Origin of the sequence: Micromonospora sp. NPDC049204, from assembly GCF_040647935.1 — a bacterium.
In the GTDB taxonomy this organism is placed as follows: Bacteria; Actinomycetota; Actinomycetes; order Mycobacteriales; family Micromonosporaceae; genus Micromonospora.
Map to the genome: position 1 here is coordinate 35718 of NZ_JBEZDC010000017.1, position 17099 is coordinate 52816.

Below are 17099 nucleotides of genomic sequence, written 5' to 3' on the forward strand. Positions count from 1 at the left end.
GACTGGAAACTGCCCGGCGGCACGCTTTGCCGACATGACAGACGGTGCATGGTCCGCGACTCGACCGGGGCGCACACCCCGGCAGGTGGCGACGCACTGTCCGTACTGCGCGCTTCAGTGCGGCATGGTGCTACGCGAGGACGACTCCGGGGTGACGGTCCACCCCCGCCAGTTCCCCACGAACCGAGGCGGGCTCTGCCAGAAGGGTTGGACCGCCGCCGAACTGCTCGACCACCCGGAGCGGCTGACCACTCCCCTGGTGCGCGACCCCGCCACCGGTGCGCTGCGCCCGGCGAGCTGGGACGTCGCCCTCGATCGGATCGTCGACGGCATCCGCGCCGTCCAGGACGACGCCGGCCGGGACGCGGTCGCCGTCTTCGGTGGCGGCGGCCTGACCAACGAGAAGGCGTACGCGCTGGGGAAGTTCGCCCGGATCGGGCTGCGCACCCGACACATCGACTACAACGGACGGTTCTGCATGTCCTCGGCGGCCGCCGCCGGGATGCGTGCCTTCGGCATCGACCGAGGGTTGCCGTTCCCCCTCTCCGACCTGGGCCGGGCCGACACGCTGCTGCTGGTCGGCGCGAACCCGGCGGAGACCATGCCGCCGCTGGTCCGCTGGCTCACCGAGCAACGCGGCAACGGAGGCCAACTGATCGTCGTCGACCCCCGGGTCACCGCCACCGCCCGTCAGGCCGACCTGCACCTGCAACCACTGCCCGGCACCGACCTCGCGGTGGCCAACGCACTGCTGCACATCGCGCTCACCGAGGGTTGGGTCGACCGGGCGTACGTGGCCGACCGCACCTCCGGCTTCGAGGCGGTCCGCCGCAGCGTCGCCGCCTGGTGGCCGGCCCGCGCGGAGCAGCTCTCCGGAGTGCCGGTGGCCGACCTGGAGGCGACCGCCCGCGCGCTCGGCACCGGCGGTCGGGTGATCATCCTTACCGCTCGTGGCGCCGAGCAGCACGCCAAGGGAGTGGACACGGTCACCGCGTACGTCAATCTCGCCCTCGCCCTGGGCCTGCCCGGCCGCGACGGTTCGGGGTACGGCTGCCTCACCGGCCAGGGCAACGGCCAGGGCGGTCGGGAGCACGGGCAGAAGGCCGACCAACTCCCCGGCTATCGCAAGATCGACGACCCGGTGGCCCGCGAACACGTGGCCGGTGTCTGGGGGGTGCCGGCCGACGAGTTGCCCGGCCCGGGTGTGCCGGCCTACCAACTGCTCGACTCGCTCGGCACACCGGACGGCCCCCGCGCCCTGCTGGTGTTCGGTTCGAACCCGGTGATCTCCGCTCCCCGGGCGGCGCGGATCGAGAGCCGGCTGCGCGACCTCGACCTGCTGGTCGTCGCCGACCTGCTGCTCTCCGAGACGGCCGCGCTGGCGGACGTGGTGCTGCCCACGGCGCAGTGGGCCGAGGAGGACGGCACCATGACCAACCTGGAGGGTCGGGTGCTGCGCCGGCGCGCGCTCCGCCCGCCCCCGGCGGACGTCCGGACCGACCTGGCCATCATCTCCGCCCTCGCGGCGAGGCTGGCCGCCGCCGAGGCACCCGTCACCGCCGCCGTCGCCGCCACCGGCACCACCGGCGCGTTCGGCACCGAACCAGCGGGAGTCGAGCCGGACACCTCGCTACCGAGTGCCCGTGCGGCGGCGCGATTCCCGGCCGACCCGGCCGCCGTGTTCGCCGAGTTGCGCCGCGCCTCGGCAGGCGGGGCCGCCGACTACGCCGGCATCAGCTGGGCCCGGATCGACGCCGCCGACGGCGTCTACTGGCCCTGCCCGACCGAGGACGGGCCGGACACCCCACGGCTCTTCGCCGACCGGTTCGCCACCCCGGACGGCCGAGCCCGGTTCCACCCCGTCGACCACCGGCCGGCCGCCGAGGAGGTCAGCGCCGCGTACCCGCTGCACTTCACCACCGGCCGGGTGCTGGCTCAGTACCAGTCCGGCACCCAGACCCGCCGGGTGGCCGCGCTACGCCGCGCTGCCGGTGAGGCATTCGTCGAGCTGCACCCCGACCTGGCCGCCCGGCTCGGCGTGGATGACGGAGACCCGGTGCGGGTCACCTCGCGCCGGGGTGAGTTGTGCGCCCCGGCCCGGCTCAGCGCCGGGATCCGACCGGACACGGTGTTCGCCCCGTTCCACTACGCCGGGGCCGGGCGGGCCAACTCGGTGACGAACGACGCGGTGGACCCGATCTCCGGGATGCCCGAGTTCAAGATCTGCGCGGTCCGGGTGGAGAAGGCATGACCGCCCGGGTGGTCATCGTCGGCAACGGGATGGCGGGTGCTCGCCTCGCCGGCGAGCTGCACGCCCGGGAGGGCGACCGGAAGGTCACCGTGCTCGGGGCGGAACCGCACCGGGCGTACAACCGGATCATGCTCTCCACCCTGCTGGCCGGCCGGGTCGACGAGCCGGACGTGGAGCTGACCGAGGCCGCCGGGCACGGTATCGACCTGCGCACCGGCGTACCGGTGACCGGGGTCGACCGGTCCGCCCGGGAGGTCCACACCGCCGACGGCGAACGCATCGGCTACGACCACCTGGTGCTGGCCACCGGGGCGCGGGCGGTGGTGCCGCCACTGCCCGGCCTCGACTCGGCCGACCTGCCGGAGCGGGTGGTCCCCTTCCGGACCCTGGACGACTGTCGACGGATCCTCGCCGCGGCCGACGGAGCGCGCAGCGCGCTGGTGCTCGGCGGTGGCCTGCTCGGGTTGGAGGCCGCCCGCGGTCTTGCCACCCGAGGGCTCAGCACCACCGTGGTGCACCCACGCGGGCACCTGATGGAACGGCAGCTCGACCCGGCGGCCGGTGCGGTGCTCGCCGGCACGCTCGCCGGTCTCGGCGTCACCAGCCACCTGGCGGTGCCGGCGGTCGGCGTGGCCACCGATGCCACCGGCGTACGCCTCGACCTGGCCGACGGCCAGACGCTGCACGCCGACCTGCTGGTGCTCTCCTGCGGTGTACGCCCGGACACCGCCCTCGCGCAGGCGGCCGGGCTGAGCGTCGGCCGTGGCGTGATCGTGGACGACCGGCTCCGTACCAGCGACCGGGCCATCTCGGCGATCGGCGACTGCGCCGAACACGACGGTGTGCTCACCGGGCTGGTCGCCCCCGCCTGGGCCCAGGCCCGGGTGCTCGCCGACGTGCTGACCGGGACGGACCCGCTGGCCCGGTACCGGCCCCGGCCGGTGGTGACCCGGCTCAAGGCCGCCGGGATCGACCTGGCCTCGATGGGCGACCCGGTGGGCGGCGGGCCGGGTGAGGAGCTGACCTTCACCGATCCGAGCCGGGGCACGTACGCCCGGCTGCGGATCAAGGATGAGCGACTGGTCGGCGCGATCCTGCTCGGCGACAACCCGGCCGTCGGCACGGTGATCCAGCTCTTCGACCGCGGCCACCCGGTGCCCACCGACCGGCGGGCGCTCCTGCTGGGCCGGGCACTCGGCACGGTTGCCGCGGCACCGGCCGCGTCACCGGCACTGATGCCGGACGGGGTCACGGTCTGTCAGTGCAACTCGGTGAGCAAGGGCGCGCTGGTGCGCAGTTGGCGCTCCGGGGCCCGAACGGTCGACGCGGTGGTGGCCGCGACCCGGGCCGGCACCGGTTGTGGCGGTTGCCGCGACGCGGTGGGCGGCATCGTCGATTGGCTGAGCCAAGCGGAATCGGTGGAGGTGACGCGATGAACGGCGGCGAACTGGTCGTCATCGGCAACGGCATGGTCGGGCAGCGTTTCGTCGACGCGCTGCGCGCCCGCGACCCGCAGGGGTGCTGGCGGGTGACCGTGCTGGCCGAGGAGGGGCGTCCGGCGTACGACCGGGTGCGGCTCTCGGCGTACTTCGACGGGGTGAGCGAGGACGAGCTCAACGTGCACACCCCACACGAGGGGGTGCGGCTGCGCCTCGGTGAGCCGGTCACCGCCCTCGACCGGGAGCGGCAGGTGGTGACCACCGCCGTGGGCGAGTACCACTACGACGCGCTGGTGCTGGCCACCGGGTCGTACCCGTTCGTGCCGCCGGTGCCCGGCGCCGACCTGCCCGGCGTCTTCGTCTACCGCACCCTGGACGATCTGGCGGCGATCCGGGAGTACGCGCGGGGCCGGCGGGTCGGCGCGGTGATCGGCGGCGGGCTGCTCGGCTTGGAGGCGGCGAACGCCCTGCGGCTGCTCGGCCTGAGCACCGACGTGGTCGAGTTCGCGCCCCGGCTGATGCCGGTGCAGGTGGACCAGGCCGGCGGTGCGATGCTCCGCCGCTACGTCGACGACCTCGGCGTCCGTACCCATCTCGGGGTGGCCACCACGGCGATCCGGTCCGGCCCGGACGGCGCGGTCGCCGCGCTGGAACTGTCCGACGGCAACGCGGTCGACGCCGAGCTGGTGGTGGTGGCCGCCGGCATCCGGCCACGCGACGAGCTGGCCCGGACGGCCGGTCTGCCGGTGGGTCCGCGCGGTGGGGTGCTTGTCGACGAGACGTGCCGCAGCGCCGACGAGCGGATCTGGGCGGTCGGTGAGTGCGCGGCTGTCGACGGCACCTGCCACGGCCTGGTCGCACCCGGGTACGCGACGGCCGAGGTGGTGGCCGACCGGCTGGTCGGCGGCGCGGCGACGTTCCCGGGCGCGGACACCGCCACGAAACTCAAGCTGCTCGGCGTCGACGTGGCCTCGTTCGGTGACGCGCACGGCACGACCCCGGGCTGCCTGGACGTCACGTTCACCGACCCGGCCACCCGCGTCTACGCGAAGCTGGTCCTCTCCGACGACGCGCACACCCTGCTCGGCGGGGTGCTGGTCGGCGATGCCAGCGCGTACCCGACGCTGCGGGCCAGCGTGGGTGGTCCACTGCCGGCCGCGCCCCTGGCGTTGCTCGCGCCGGAGGGCGGCGGCGCGGACGCCGGCGCGTTGCCCGCCACCGCCCAGGTCTGCTCCTGCAACGCGGTGACGCGGGGCGACGTGGACGCCGCCATCGCCGACGGCTGCGCTGACGTGCCGGCGTTGAAGGCGTGCACCAGGGCCGGCACCAGTTGCGGCTCCTGCGTGCCGATGCTCAAGCAGCTCCTGGACGCGGCCGGGGTGGTGCAGTCCACTGCGCTCTGCGAGCACTTCGACGTCAGCCGGCGAGAGCTGTTCGAGATCGTCCGCGTACGCGGCATCCGCACCTTTTCCCAGCTCATCGCCGAGCACGGCCGGGGGCGCGGCTGCGACATCTGCAAGCCGGTGGTGGCGTCGATCCTCGCGTCGCTGGGCAGCGGGCACGTGCTCGACGGTGAGCAGGCGTCGTTGCAGGACACCAACGACCACTTCCTGGCCAACCTGCAACGCGACGGCAGCTACTCGGTGGTGCCCCGGATTCCGGGCGGTGAGATCACCCCGGAGAAGCTGATCGTGATCGGTGAGGTGGCCCGGGACTTCCGGCTCTACACCAAGATCACCGGTGGGCAGCGGATCGACCTGTTCGGGGCGCGGGTGGAGCAGTTGCCGCAGATCTGGCAGCGGCTGGTGGACGCGGGCTTCGAGTCCGGCCACGCGTACGGCAAGGCGCTGCGAACCGTGAAGTCCTGCGTGGGCGAGACCTGGTGCCGGTACGGGGTGCAGGACTCGGTGGGGTTGGCCGTGGCGCTGGAGTTGCGCTATCGCGGCCTGCGCGCGCCCCACAAGATCAAGTCAGCGGTCTCCGGTTGTGCCCGCGAGTGCGCCGAGGCCCGCAGCAAGGACTTCGGCATCATCGCCACCGAGACCGGCTGGAACCTCTACGTCGGCGGCAACGGCGGCTTCCGGCCCCGGCACGCCGACCTGTTCGCCACCGATCTGTCGACAGAAACCCTGATCACGCTGATCGACAGGTTCCTCATCTACTACATCCGCACCGCCGACCGACTGCAACGCACCGCCGGCTGGATCGAGGCGATGGACGGCGGCCTGGACCACCTGCGCGCGGTGATCGTGGACGACTCGCTGGGGCTCTGCGCCGAGCTGGACGCGACGATGGCCCGACACGTGGCGACGTACTCCGACGAGTGGCGCGACGTGCTCGACGACCCGGATCGGCTGCGCCGCTACACCTCCTTCGTCAACGCCCCCGACGTGCCCGACCCGTCGATCACCTTCGGTCGCGAACGCGGCCAGCCGGTGCCCGTACGCGACCAAACCCCGACCGGATCCGAGCCGACAAACGGTCGCCGTCGGCAACCGGTCACCCTCGGCCTACCGGAGGTACGGCGATGACCCAGACCATCACGCTGACCTGGACCCCCGTCTGTCTCCTCGACCGGTTGGAACCGGACCGGGGCGTCGCCGCCCTGGTCGACGGGGTGCAGGTCGCCCTGTTCCGAACCACGGACGGGCTGTTCGCGATCGACAACCGCGATCCGGTCTCCGGGGCGTACGTGCTGTCGCGGGGCATCGTGGGCAGCCGCGGCGGGGTGCCGACGGTCGCCTCGCCCCTGCACAAGCAGGTGTACGACCTGCGCAGCGGCGACTGTCTCGACCTGCCGGAGGTGACCGTGCGGCGGCACGACGTGCGCTGCCGCGACGGGCTGGTCGAGGTGCGGCTGCGACAGGAGGGTTGATGCGGGAAGAATTGGCGGGCTTCACCATCGGGGTGACCGCCGACCGGCGGCGCGACGAGTTGGCGGCGCTGCTCGAGCGGCGGGGCGCCCGGGTGGTGCTCGCCCCCGCGCTGCGGATCGTGCCGCTGTCCGACGACACCGAGCTGCGCGAGGCGACCCGCGCCTGCCTCAACCAGCCGCCGGACATTCTGATGGCCAACACCGGCATCGGCATGCGCGGGTGGCTGGAGGCGGCCGAGGGCTGGGGGCTGGCCGAGCCGCTGCGCTCGGTGCTGGCCAGCTCGTACGTGGTGGCCCGCGGCCCGAAGGCACGCGGTGCGATTCGTGCGGCCGGGCTGCACGACCAGTGGTCGCCGGTCTCGGAGAGCTGCGACGAGGTCGTCGACCACCTGCGCCGGCGCGGCGTGGCCGGGCAGGTGATCGCCATGCAGCTGCACGGTGAGCGGCAGCCCGACTGCACGCTCGCGTTGGAGGCGGCCGGCGCCACGGTGATCGAGGTGCCGGTCTACCGGTGGGCGCCGCCGACCGACCCGGCGCCGCTGCACCGGTTGATCGACCTGATCACCGGCCGGTTGGTGGACGCGGTGACCTTCACCTCGGCACCCGCGGTGGAGGCCCTCCTCCGGGCGGCCGGGGACCGTAGCGACGCGGTGTTGTCCGCGTTGCGCGGTGACGTCCTGGCCAGTTGCGTCGGCGCGGTGACCGCCGAGCCGCTGCTGCGCCACGGAGTGCCGGTGAGCGCGCCGGCCCGGGCCCGGCTGGGCGCGCTGGTGCGGACCATCGTCGACGAGCTGCCCCGCAGGACCATGACGTTCAAGGCCGGAGGGCACCTGCTCACCCTGCGCGGGCACGCCGCCGTGATCGACGGCGAGTTACGGCCGCTCGCCCCCGCCCCGATGGCGGTGTTACGGGCACTCGCCCAGTCTCCCGGCCGGGTGCTGTCCCGCACGGCACTGCTGCGGACGCTGCCCCGGGGCGCGGACGAACACGCGGTGGAGATGGCGGTGGCCCGCCTCCGGGCCGGCCTACGCGCGCCGCGCGTGGTGCAGACCATCGTGAAGCGCGGCTACCGGCTCCGGGTCGACTAGGGCGTGTGTCACGGCCGGCCGGTGTGCGCCGGCCGTGACACGACGCATCAGCCGACCGGCGTGGGGAAGCCCCGCCCGTGCTCGGACTGGAGCCGCAGCATCGCGTGCTCGACGACCGTCACCAGCACCTGCTTGACCGAATCCCGGTGCCGGGCGTCGGTCATCACCAACGGCACCTGCGGTGAGATGGCCAGCGCCTCGCGGACCTCCTCCAGCTCGTACTGGGGAGCGCCGTCGAACCGGTTCAGCGCCACCACGTACGGCAGGTTGCGGTTCTCGAAGTAGTCGAGTGGGGCGAAGGCGTCGGTGATCCGGCGCGTGTCCACGAGCACGGCGGCACCGACCGCACCTCGGATGATCTCGTCCCACATGAACCAGAACCGGGTCTGACCGGGTGTACCGAAGAGGTACAGGATCAGGTCCTGGGCCATCGTGATCCGGCCGAAGTCCATGGCGACCGTGGTGGTCTCCTTGCCCGGGACCTTGGACGGATCGTCGATGCCGACACCTGCCGCGGTCATCAACGCCTCGGTGGTCAGCGGTGTGATCTCGGAGATCGCCCCGACCAGTGTCGTCTTGCCGACGCCGAAGCCGCCCGCGACGACGATCTTCGCGGAGACGATTCCCCGGCCTGGCCGCCCCCCAGCGGGGTCATAGCCTGCGAAGTCCACTTAGCACCCTTCCAAGCAGTTCCATCCGCTCCTCGAACCCCTCGGCGGGAGCAGCAGTGTGTAACGTCAGCAGGCTCTCGGCCACCATGTCGGCGACCAACACCCGGGCGACGCCAAGCGGCATCCGGGTGTACGCGGCGATCTCCGCCAGCGACTGTGCTCGGCCCTCACAGACCGTGGCGATGCGGTGCTTGTCGTGCCCGGCGAAGCGGGACTCGGCGACCTGAGTGAGAGACGCGGTGAGGACTGCCTCGAGGGCGATGTCCTGACGAGGTTCGGTCCGACCACGGGTGACCGCGTACGGACGCACCAGTGCGCCGCGCGGGTCAGCGCGTCGTTGGTCCATCCCTGATCACCTCCTCGTTACCGGTGGAGCCGGTGTGTGCCGCCTCCCGTCCCTGACTCGGCGCCTGGTCCGAGCGCCGCCCCGTGGTGCTACGAGCGGACTGCGTCCCGCGGCAGCGGCACCAGCGCGGCACCCACCCGCTCGACCAGCAGCGCCATCTCGTAACCGACCTGGCCCACGTCGCAACTGCGAGCGGCCAGCACGGCCATCGACGAACCGTCGCTGATCGACATCAGGAAGAGGTACCCGCTGTCCATCTCGATGACTGTCTGCAACACCCCACCCGCGCTGAACATCCGGGCAGCGCCCTCGGTCAGGCTCACCACACCGGAGGTGATCGCGGCGAGCTGGTCGGCCCGGTCCCCCGGCAGATCCCGGGAGGACGCGAGCAGGAGCCCGTCGGCGGACACCGCCACCACGTGGGCGATGCCCGCCACGCTGTCGGCGAAGTTGGTGAGCAGCCAACCCATGTCCTGCATGGCAGCTGGCCTGTTCATCGGCTCTCCTTGGTCGAGGTGCTGTTCAGGTCCGTTCCGGCCGTCCGACCACGTTGTACACCGCGGTGGTAGGCCGACAACAGACCGCGTACTTCATCGGGGGTCCGCCGGCTGCGGTCCCGTCCGCTCTTTTGTTCGATGCCACCCGGCACGAGCTGCGCCTGCGGCACCCGCTTGGGCAGGCCGGAGCGGGTGGTCCCGGCCGGAGCCGGCTCGGCGGCCCGGCTGGCCCGGGACCAGCCCTCGTCCGCGGCCGTCCGCCAGGCGTTCGGGTCCACGGGCGGAGCGGCGGGTGCGACGGGAGGTGCGGGAGGGGCCGGCCGGGCGGCCGGCGGCGAGGTGTACGACGGCGGCGTCGCCGGCACACCGGTGGTCGCGCCACCCCGGCCCGAGGAGCCCGGCGCGGTGGCGCTGTCGGTGTTGGAGCTGCCCGGCGTGCGGGTCGGCAGGGGCGGTCGGGCCGGTGCCCTGGTCGGCGCGGGGGCGGCGCTCGGCTGAGCGCGCGGTCCCGCGTCGGCCGGAGGCGCGGTGGCGGGCGGTGGCGGCTCGTCGAACGTGGGCCGGGTGAAGATCGCGGTGGCGTCGTCGCCGTGCGACCGGAACCAGACCGCCTCCATCTCCCGGAAGATCGGCGCCTCGGCGGGGAACTCGGGCCGGGTGCTGACCGGTGCGGCGGGCACCGACGGCGCGGGAGGCGGTGCCACCGCGCCGGCGCCGGCAACCGGCCCGACCGGCAGACCCGGTGCGTTGCGGCCGTCGGCGGCGTCCGCGGTCGAGCCGCGCCGGGGCAGCGGGTCGATCGTCGGGTAGGCCACCGTCGGGCCGCCCGACGAGGCGGCCGCGCTCGTGCTGTACGCGGGTCGCGCCGGTGGGACCGGGGTGACAGGTGCCGGGGCGGGCGCGGGCGGCGCCGTCGGGCGGGCAGCGCCGTAGCCGCCCGCCTGTACGGCCGGGGTGGTGTCCCGCGACTCCAGCGGCGACTGCCACTGGGCGGGGGCCGGCGTGCTGGTGCGCCACTGGTCGGGCAGCGTCGCCGCCGAGGTCGCGGCACCGGCGAACTGTTCGGTGTGACCGGCCGGGGTGAGCGGCGTCTGTTCCACGGCCATGGGCTGACGCGGCCGGGTGAGCACCTGCTCGCGGCCTCGGTTGCTGGGCAGCACCACGGTGGCGGCGGGCAACGTCACCTGGGCGACGGTGCCACCCTCGACGTTGCGGCGCAGCTCCACCCGGATGCCGTAGCGGGAGGCGAGCCGACTGACCACGGCCAGACCCATCAGCCGGAACGCGGCGACGTCGACGCTCGGCGGGGCGGCCAGCCGACGGTTGAGCGAGTCGAGCTGCTCGTCGGTGAGGCCGAGCCCGCGGTCCTCGATCTGGATCAGGACGTAGTCGCGGATCCGGCGGCCGTCGGCGACCACCGTGGTGTTCGGCGGTGAGAAGCGGGTGGCGTTGTCGAGCAGTTCGGCGACGAGACGGACCACGTCGTTGACGGCGTGGGCGGCGACCGAGATGTCGGTGTCCACCGTCCCGAACTCGATGCGGTTGTACAGCTCCACCTCGGACTGGGCGGCGCGCAGCACGTCCACGACCAGCGCGTCGTCGCGACGCGGCACGGCGGAGTCGGCGCCGGCCAGGACCAGCAGGTTCTCGTCGTTGCGGCGCATTCGGGTGGCCAGGTGGTCGAGCTCGAAGAGCTGCGCGAGCCGCTTCGGGTCCTCCTCGCCGCGCTCGATCGCGTCCAGCTCGCCGATCATCCGGTCGACCAGGGTCTGACTGCGGCGGGCCAGGTTGAGGAACATCGCCGAGACGCTGGTACGCAGCGCGGCCTGCTCGGCGGCGACGCGCACCGCCTCCCGGTGGACGACGTTGAAGGCCAACGCCACCTGGCCGACCTCGTCGCGGCTGTTGAGCTGGATCGGGTCCCGAACCTGGCGGACGATCTCGTCCACCCCGCCGTCGCCCACGCTGCCCATGTTCTGCAGCCGCCGCACCGCGTCGGGCAGGTCGTGGTTGGCCACCGAGAGGGCGCCCTCACGCAGCCGGCGCAGCGAATGGTTGAGCGAGCGGGCCAGCACCACGGCCAGCGACACGGCGATGATCAGGGTCAGCAGCACCAGGATCGACTCGATCACGGCCTGGCGGATGACATCCGACTGTGCCTCGTCGGCCTCCTGGAGCAGTCGGTCCTGCAGTTGGATCTCGGCCCAGCGCATCAGGTCGTTCACGGCGCCGATGGCGGCGGTGGCGTCCTGTGCGGTGACCAGCGGGCGCTGTCCCACCGACCGGGTGATGTCGTTGGCGACCCGGTCGGCCAGGCCGACCGCGTCACCGGAGACGGTGCTGTCGACCAGGGCACGCTGCACCGGGTCGGCGGCCAGCGAGAAGGAGACCAGGGCCTCCTGCTGGCTGGTCAGCGTGGCCACGAAGGAGGAGAACTGCTCCGAGTCGAGTTGGCCCGCCGTCAGCGCGGTGAACGCGACCGCCTCCTCCTCGGCGACGGAAGCCTTGGCGCGGGCGAAGGCGGCGACCGCGCGGCGGCTGTCCGCCAGACTCTCGTCACCGGGCAGCTGGGCCAGCCCGTCGCCGTAGCCGACCAGGTCGGTGAGGATGACGCCGTAGCGGAGGACGGCCTCGGCCACCGCCATCTGCCGACGGTCCAGCACCTTCTGCCGAGTGACGTCCAGAGTGGTCAGGTGGTCGTCGATGGCGGTCAGCCGGTCCCGCAGGGCCGCCGGCACTCCGCCGACCCGGCCCCGCTCGGCGCGGTACTCGTCCACCTGCTGCTGCGTCTGGCGGACCCGCAGGTTGTACGCGTCGGCCGGCTGCTGCGGATTGGCCAGGTGGGCCGCCGCGGCCATTCGCTCGGCCTGGAGGTCCTGGGTCAGCGCGCTGACGTCGACGGCGAGGGCCGTCAGTGCCCGGGCGCGGGTGGCGTCGAAGGCACCCTCGCCGACGGAGACCAACCGGACCGTGGCCAGCGCGATCACGGCCGCCACCGGGACGACCAGGATCATCGCCAGTTTGGACCGGATCCGGGTGTCCCGCAGCCTCGGCACTCGCCGGGGCGTACGCCCAGCGCTGTCACCGAGCGCGGGCAGGGTCGTCGGTCCGGTGCTCACGACATCGCCTCCGTCGTTTCTTCCCCGCCTGACCCACCGAGCCATGCCGTAAGCGGAGGGGACCACGCGCGGCACGGCCGCGATTTCATCAGAGAAGATCGGGTTTGGGAAGCCGCAGTGAGGTAGGAAACGGTCGGATGGAGCGCATCCCGTGATCCGGGCAACTGATACCTTCATTTCCGCAAGCCCCTGAACAGGGCATGTAACTCCTGAGTGGTCACGCGTGTATGCAAAGTGAGCTTTTGCAAACATTGCGTTACCCCAGCATGTGGGATGACCGTCCCGAAAATGCTACCGGGGTCCGCGCTTGACCACAGCGCCGGCCATTGGCAAGGTTTTGCAGGCTTCGCGCACACCGTACGGCAGAGGAGATCCCGTCTTCCACTGAGGACGGATTAGCGGCGGTGACCGGGCAGCGCCCGCGCCCGCACCTGGAGGACTGAGTTGAGCCCCATCCGCTCCGCGACCATCGCGGCGCTCGCATCGGCCGTAGTGGCCACCACGCTCACCGGCTGCCAGTTCGGCGGGGCGGAGCAGGACACGAGTCCGATCGTGATCGCCGCCGACCTCGAACTCTCCGGCGCCGCCGCCCCCGTCGGGCAGGCGTACAAGCGCGCACTGGAACTCAAGAGGGACCAGTTGAACTCTTCCGGAGCACTGAACAACCGGAAGATCGTACTGCGAGTGATGGACAACCGTTCCGACTCGGCCGAGTCACTTCGCAACATCGTCGACGCCAGCAGCGATTCCAAGGTCAGCGCCATCATCATGGGTGGCTGCAACGAATGCGCCGTCGGTGCGGTCGGAACCATCAACGAGAAGAGGATTCCCACCATTGCGCTCGCCGCTTCCGGCGCCATAACCAGCCCGGTCGCGGAACGGCGTTACATGTTCAAGCTCGGCCCCAACGCCCCGGACAGCGCGGCCGCACTGACCACCGAACTGCGTCGCAACAACATGCGCAAGGTGGGCGTGCTCGTCAGCGACAACGCCTACGGCCAGGAGGGCGCGACCGCGCTCAAGAGCGAGTTGGACAAGGCCAACATCACGTTCCGTGAACAGCGGGTCAAGACCACCGACACGGACGTCAGCCAGCAGATCCGAGAGCTCGCCTCGGGCAAGCCCGACGCGCTGATCTTCTGGACCCCGCCGGAGCAGGCGACACTGGCTGCCACCAGCGCTTCGCAGACCGCCTTCCGCGGGTCGCTCTACTTCGACGCGGGTGCGGCTGGCGACCTCTTCCTCGGGGCGGCGGCCAGGGCGACCGAACGGGCCACGCTGATCTACACCCAGACGATGGTGATCGACGACGTCATCGCGACCACACCGGCCAAGGCGGCGCGGCGGCAGTGGTTCCAGGACTACACCGCGCGCTTCGGTGGCTACAACGGGTCCTCGTCCTTTGCGGCGGACGCCGTCCAGTTGATCGCCGACGCGGAACTTCGGGCCGGTGGTGACATCGGGAAGGTGGACCGTGACGGCATTCGGAACGTGCTCGAAACGTCCCAGATGGACGGCCTGTCGGGCCCGATCCGAATGACGCCGGACAACCACAGCGGGCTGATGCCGCAGGCGCTCACCACGCTCGTCGCTCGTAACGGCCGTTGGCGCCTGGCCGGGTGACGACCGCCGGGCCACCGGTTGACGCATGATCAACTCGGCGTCATCAATCTCGCTCTAACCGAGTCGACCACCAAAAAGGGCCGGCCTCCCCGACGGGAGGCCGGCCCTGCGCATTGCCAATCTTGATCTTGTCGCCTGGGTCAGCGGCTGCTCGTGGTTTCGCGCACCCAGGGCAGCGCGAACCGTTCGATCAACAGAAGCGCCGAGTAGAGCAGAATGCTCACCAACGCCACCAACATGATCGCCGCCCACGCGGTGGCGGTGTCGCCGACGCCGGCGTACTGCGTGATGACGTAGCCGAGGCCACTCTCGCCGGCCTGGAACTCACCGATCACCGCGCCGATCGCGGCCAGCGGCATGGCCACCTTGAGCCCCACGAAGATCTGCGGCAGCGCGGCCGGGAAGCGCACCTTGCGGAACGCCTGCCAGCGGGAGGCGTTCCAGGAACGCACCAGTTCGGCCAGATCAGCGGGCGTGGTGGTCAGCCCGGTCGCGGTCGAGAGCACGATCGGAAAGAAGCAGAGCAGGAACACCATGGTCAGGATCGGCTTCTGACCCCAACCGAGCGCCACCACCAGCAACGGGCCCAACGTGATCTTCGGCACCGCGTTCACCGCGACCAGCAGCGGAGTGAACATCCGCTCCACCGTGCCGGAACTGGCCAGGGATAGTCCGATCAGGATGCCGGCCGCCGCCGAGAGCGCGAAGCCGATCAGGATCTCCAGCAGGGTGTCCCAGGTGTGCTCCAGCATCTGGGCGGGCTTGTCGACGAACGCGGTGAGCACATCGCCAGGCGGTGGCAGCGCCGCCGGATGGACCAGTTCCAGCCGGGCGATCAGCCACCACGCCGCCAGGGCGACCAGGAGGCCGGCCGCGGGCAGCAGCGCCGCCCCGGCCCCGGCGCGGAGACCGGCACCTCGACCCGCCCGCCCCGCCTCGGGTCCGACACCCATGGGTGGGGATGTCGCCACCGCCGGGTCCACCGACCGGACGTCGGTCATCTTGTCCTCCTCGAAGTCCCACGGCCCCCCGGGGGCCGACGAGCGACGGGGGTACGCCCCACCGGAGACCGGCGGGACGCACCCCCTGGTGACGACCGGACGATCAGGCCTTCGGCGCGAGGCTGAAGTCGATGATCTGCTCGGGGGTGATGTTCTGCTTGAGCGCGCCCGCGCCCTGCAGGATGGCGATGCTCTTGGCGACCCGACCGCTGTCCAGGGTGCCGATCGCGGTACCGGTGTTGCCGGAGCGGACGTACGCGGCCATCAGTTCCAGCTCGGCGGCGGCGGCGACCGGGTTGGCGGCGTCGACGTTCTTCTTCAGGATCTCGCCGGCCTCCTTGGAGTTGGCCAGGCTGTAATCCAGGCCCTTGAGCAGCGCCGCGGTGAACTTCTTCACCATCTCGGGCTTCTCCTTGGCGATCTTGGAGGAGGTGATCAGCACGTTGCCGTAGAGGTCCTGCATCACGTTGCTGTACGGCAGCATGACTGCCTTCTTCTTGGCCACCACCTCGATGGTCGGCTGGCCGACGACGAACTGGCCGATGCCGTCCACCGCGCCGGAGGCGAGCGTGCCGATCAGGGCCTGCGCCTCACCGTTGACCCAGGTCACCTTGCTCGCATCCACACCGGCGAGCCGGGCGTACGTCGGGAAGAGGTTGCGGACCACGGACCCGGGCGTGTCGGCGAGCTTCTTGCCCTCCAGGTCCTTCGGCGTGGCGATGCTCTTGCCCTCGACCGAGGCGATGCCGGCCATGGTGCGCTGCTGGATCGCGGCCACCACGGTGAAGTCCTTCGCCTGGCCGTTGCCGACCTGGAGCAGACTGCCGGTGAGGTCGACCGGGCCGAACTGGGCCTGGCCACCGACGATGGTCTGGATCACGCCACCGGTGCCCTGACCAGGCTTGATCTCGACGTCGAAGCCGGCGTCCTTGAAGAAGCCCTTCTCCTTCGCCACCCAGGCGTAGGAGTCACGGCCGAAGTTGCCGAAGGAGGTGAGGTAGATCACCTTCTCCAGCTCCCCACCCTTGCCGCCCTTGGCGTCAGACGAGTCCGACCCGCTGCTGCAGGCGGAAACGAGAGCGAGGGCAGTGGCCAGCGCGGCCGTCGCGACCGTACGGGTCAGCCTTCTCATCAGTAGCACCATGTCCTTTCCAGCCGGGGCCGACAGGCCGCCGGAGGGGGTTGTCATGACGGGCCGGCGGGAGGGGTGGAAGCCGGGCGCCGCCGTCGTGGGGGGACTCTTCGCGGGCACAGCGTACGAGAAAGCCACAGTTGCGACGCCAGGCGTATCGGGTTGCGGAACGGAAACAACCTCATGACCACCCCGGACAGTGCGATACGAGGGCAGGCCAGCTAGCCTTTGCCGGATTCCTGACCGTCCACTCAGCGGAGGTACGCCGGAGATGATCCAACTGGCGGGGGTGTCCCGTACCTTCGAAGGCCGATCAGGCCGGGTCGAAGCGCTGCGTGGCATCGACCTCGACGTCGCCGAGGGTGAGTTCGTCGCCGTGCTCGGCCGCTCCGGCTGCGGTAAGTCCACACTGCTGCGCCTGATCGCCGGGCTGCTCCCGCTGACCGCCGGTGAGATCACCGTGGCCGGCACGCCGATCTCCCGTCCCCGCCAGGACATCGCCATGCTGTTCCAGAAGCCGGCGCTGCTGCCCTGGCGCACCGTGCTGGACAACGTCATGCTGCCGGTGGAGATCTTCGGCTGGAGCCGCGCCAAGCACCGCGAGCGCGCCCGGCAACTGCTCGACGTGGCCGGGCTGGCCGGGTTCGAGAAGCGGCTGCCGCACGAACTCTCCGGCGGCATGCAGCAGCGGGTGTCGCTGTGCCGCTCGTTGATCGGCGAGCCCCGGGTGATGCTGATGGACGAGCCGTTCTCCGCGCTGGACGCGCTCACCCGCGAGGAACTCTCCGGCGAACTCCAGCGGGTCCACATGGAGAACAAGCCGACGATCGTCTTCGTCACCCACTCGATCGACGAGGCGGTGCTGCTCGCCGACCGGGTGGTCGTGCTGAGCCCCCGCCCCGGCCGGATCCGCAAGGTGGTGGACGTCACCATCCCCCGGCCGCGCACCCTGGGCCGCAACGCCCACCTGGCCGATGTCGCACGCGTCAGCGCCGACCTGCACGAGCTGCTGATGGAACGCGACCAGCCGGCCACGGCCGGCGCGGAAGGACGATGA

At 71.7% G+C, this 17099-nt stretch carries 14 protein-coding genes; 7 read left to right on the forward strand and 7 right to left on the reverse strand.

The window, feature by feature from the left end; translation table 11 throughout:
• Window positions 1-34 precede the first annotated feature (34 nt).
• From AB0A90_RS27210 to AB0A90_RS27230, 5 genes are read left to right on the forward strand one after another with little or no spacing between them, the layout of a single operon-like run.
• A complete protein-coding gene (locus tag AB0A90_RS27210; protein ID WP_357253518.1) occupies window positions 35-2251 on the forward strand; it encodes a molybdopterin oxidoreductase family protein in 2217 nt (738 codons plus the stop codon).
• Window positions 2248-3687, forward strand: coding sequence for an FAD-dependent oxidoreductase (locus AB0A90_RS27215; RefSeq protein WP_357253520.1), 1440 nt, complete (start codon window positions 2248-2250; stop codon window positions 3685-3687). Before AB0A90_RS27210 ends, AB0A90_RS27215 begins: the two co-directional genes overlap by 4 nt.
• On the forward strand, window positions 3684-6221 hold the full coding sequence (nirB, locus tag AB0A90_RS27220) for a nitrite reductase large subunit NirB (protein WP_357253523.1): 2538 nt from the start codon (window positions 3684-3686) through the stop codon (window positions 6219-6221). The genes AB0A90_RS27215 and nirB overlap by 4 nt, the downstream gene beginning before the upstream one ends.
• Window positions 6218-6565, forward strand: coding sequence for a nitrite reductase small subunit NirD (gene nirD, locus AB0A90_RS27225; RefSeq protein WP_357253525.1), 348 nt, complete (start codon window positions 6218-6220; stop codon window positions 6563-6565). The genes nirB and nirD overlap by 4 nt, the downstream gene beginning before the upstream one ends.
• Entirely contained in the window at window positions 6565-7653 is a 1089-nt protein-coding gene (locus AB0A90_RS27230; protein WP_357253527.1) for a uroporphyrinogen-III synthase, read from the forward strand. The genes nirD and AB0A90_RS27230 overlap by 1 nt, the downstream gene beginning before the upstream one ends.
• A 47-nt stretch (window positions 7654-7700) precedes the next feature.
• On the opposite strand, the gene AB0A90_RS27235 is transcribed toward AB0A90_RS27230, so the two are convergent.
• The 5 genes from AB0A90_RS27235 to AB0A90_RS27255 all read right to left on the reverse strand — a co-directional run bounded on the left by AB0A90_RS27235 (window position 7701) and on the right by AB0A90_RS27255 (window position 12828).
• On the reverse strand, window positions 7701-8324 hold the full coding sequence (locus AB0A90_RS27235) for an ATP/GTP-binding protein (protein WP_357112465.1): 624 nt from the start codon (window positions 8322-8324) through the stop codon (window positions 7701-7703).
• Complete coding sequence (locus AB0A90_RS27240) at window positions 8305-8670, reverse strand: DUF742 domain-containing protein (RefSeq protein WP_124778091.1); 366 nt, start codon at window positions 8668-8670, stop codon at window positions 8305-8307. Before AB0A90_RS27240 ends, AB0A90_RS27235 begins: the two co-directional genes overlap by 20 nt.
• An 89-nt stretch (window positions 8671-8759) precedes the next feature.
• Complete coding sequence (locus tag AB0A90_RS27245; RefSeq protein WP_007465177.1) at window positions 8760-9167, reverse strand: roadblock/LC7 domain-containing protein; 408 nt, start codon at window positions 9165-9167, stop codon at window positions 8760-8762.
• A complete protein-coding gene (locus tag AB0A90_RS27250; protein ID WP_357253530.1) occupies window positions 9164-12286 on the reverse strand; it encodes a sensor histidine kinase in 3123 nt (1040 codons plus the stop codon). The genes AB0A90_RS27245 and AB0A90_RS27250 overlap by 4 nt, the downstream gene beginning before the upstream one ends.
• Before the next feature lie 395 nt (window positions 12287-12681).
• Window positions 12682-12828 carry a hypothetical protein gene (locus tag AB0A90_RS27255; protein ID WP_357253710.1) on the reverse strand — a complete coding sequence of 49 codons (147 nt, stop codon included), beginning with the start codon at window positions 12826-12828 and terminating at the stop codon, window positions 12682-12684.
• Here AB0A90_RS27255 and AB0A90_RS27260 point away from each other — a divergent pair.
• Window positions 12779-13909 carry an ABC transporter substrate-binding protein gene (locus AB0A90_RS27260; protein WP_357253699.1) on the forward strand — a complete coding sequence of 377 codons (1131 nt, stop codon included), beginning with the start codon at window positions 12779-12781 and terminating at the stop codon, window positions 13907-13909. The two genes, AB0A90_RS27255 and AB0A90_RS27260, sit on opposite strands and share 50 nt — an antisense overlap.
• Before the next feature lie 140 nt (window positions 13910-14049).
• Here the strand turns inward: AB0A90_RS27260 and AB0A90_RS27265 are convergent, their stop codons facing one another.
• On the reverse strand, window positions 14050-14862 hold the full coding sequence (locus tag AB0A90_RS27265) for an ABC transporter permease (RefSeq protein ID WP_357253701.1): 813 nt from the start codon (window positions 14860-14862) through the stop codon (window positions 14050-14052).
• A gap of 151 nt (window positions 14863-15013) precedes the next feature.
• Complete coding sequence (locus AB0A90_RS27270; protein WP_357253532.1) at window positions 15014-16042, reverse strand: ABC transporter substrate-binding protein; 1029 nt, start codon at window positions 16040-16042, stop codon at window positions 15014-15016.
• Between the two features lie 271 nt (window positions 16043-16313).
• Here AB0A90_RS27270 and AB0A90_RS27275 point away from each other — a divergent pair, with 271 nt between their 5' ends.
• On the forward strand, window positions 16314-17099 hold the full coding sequence (locus AB0A90_RS27275; protein WP_357253534.1) for an ABC transporter ATP-binding protein: 786 nt from the start codon (window positions 16314-16316) through the stop codon (window positions 17097-17099).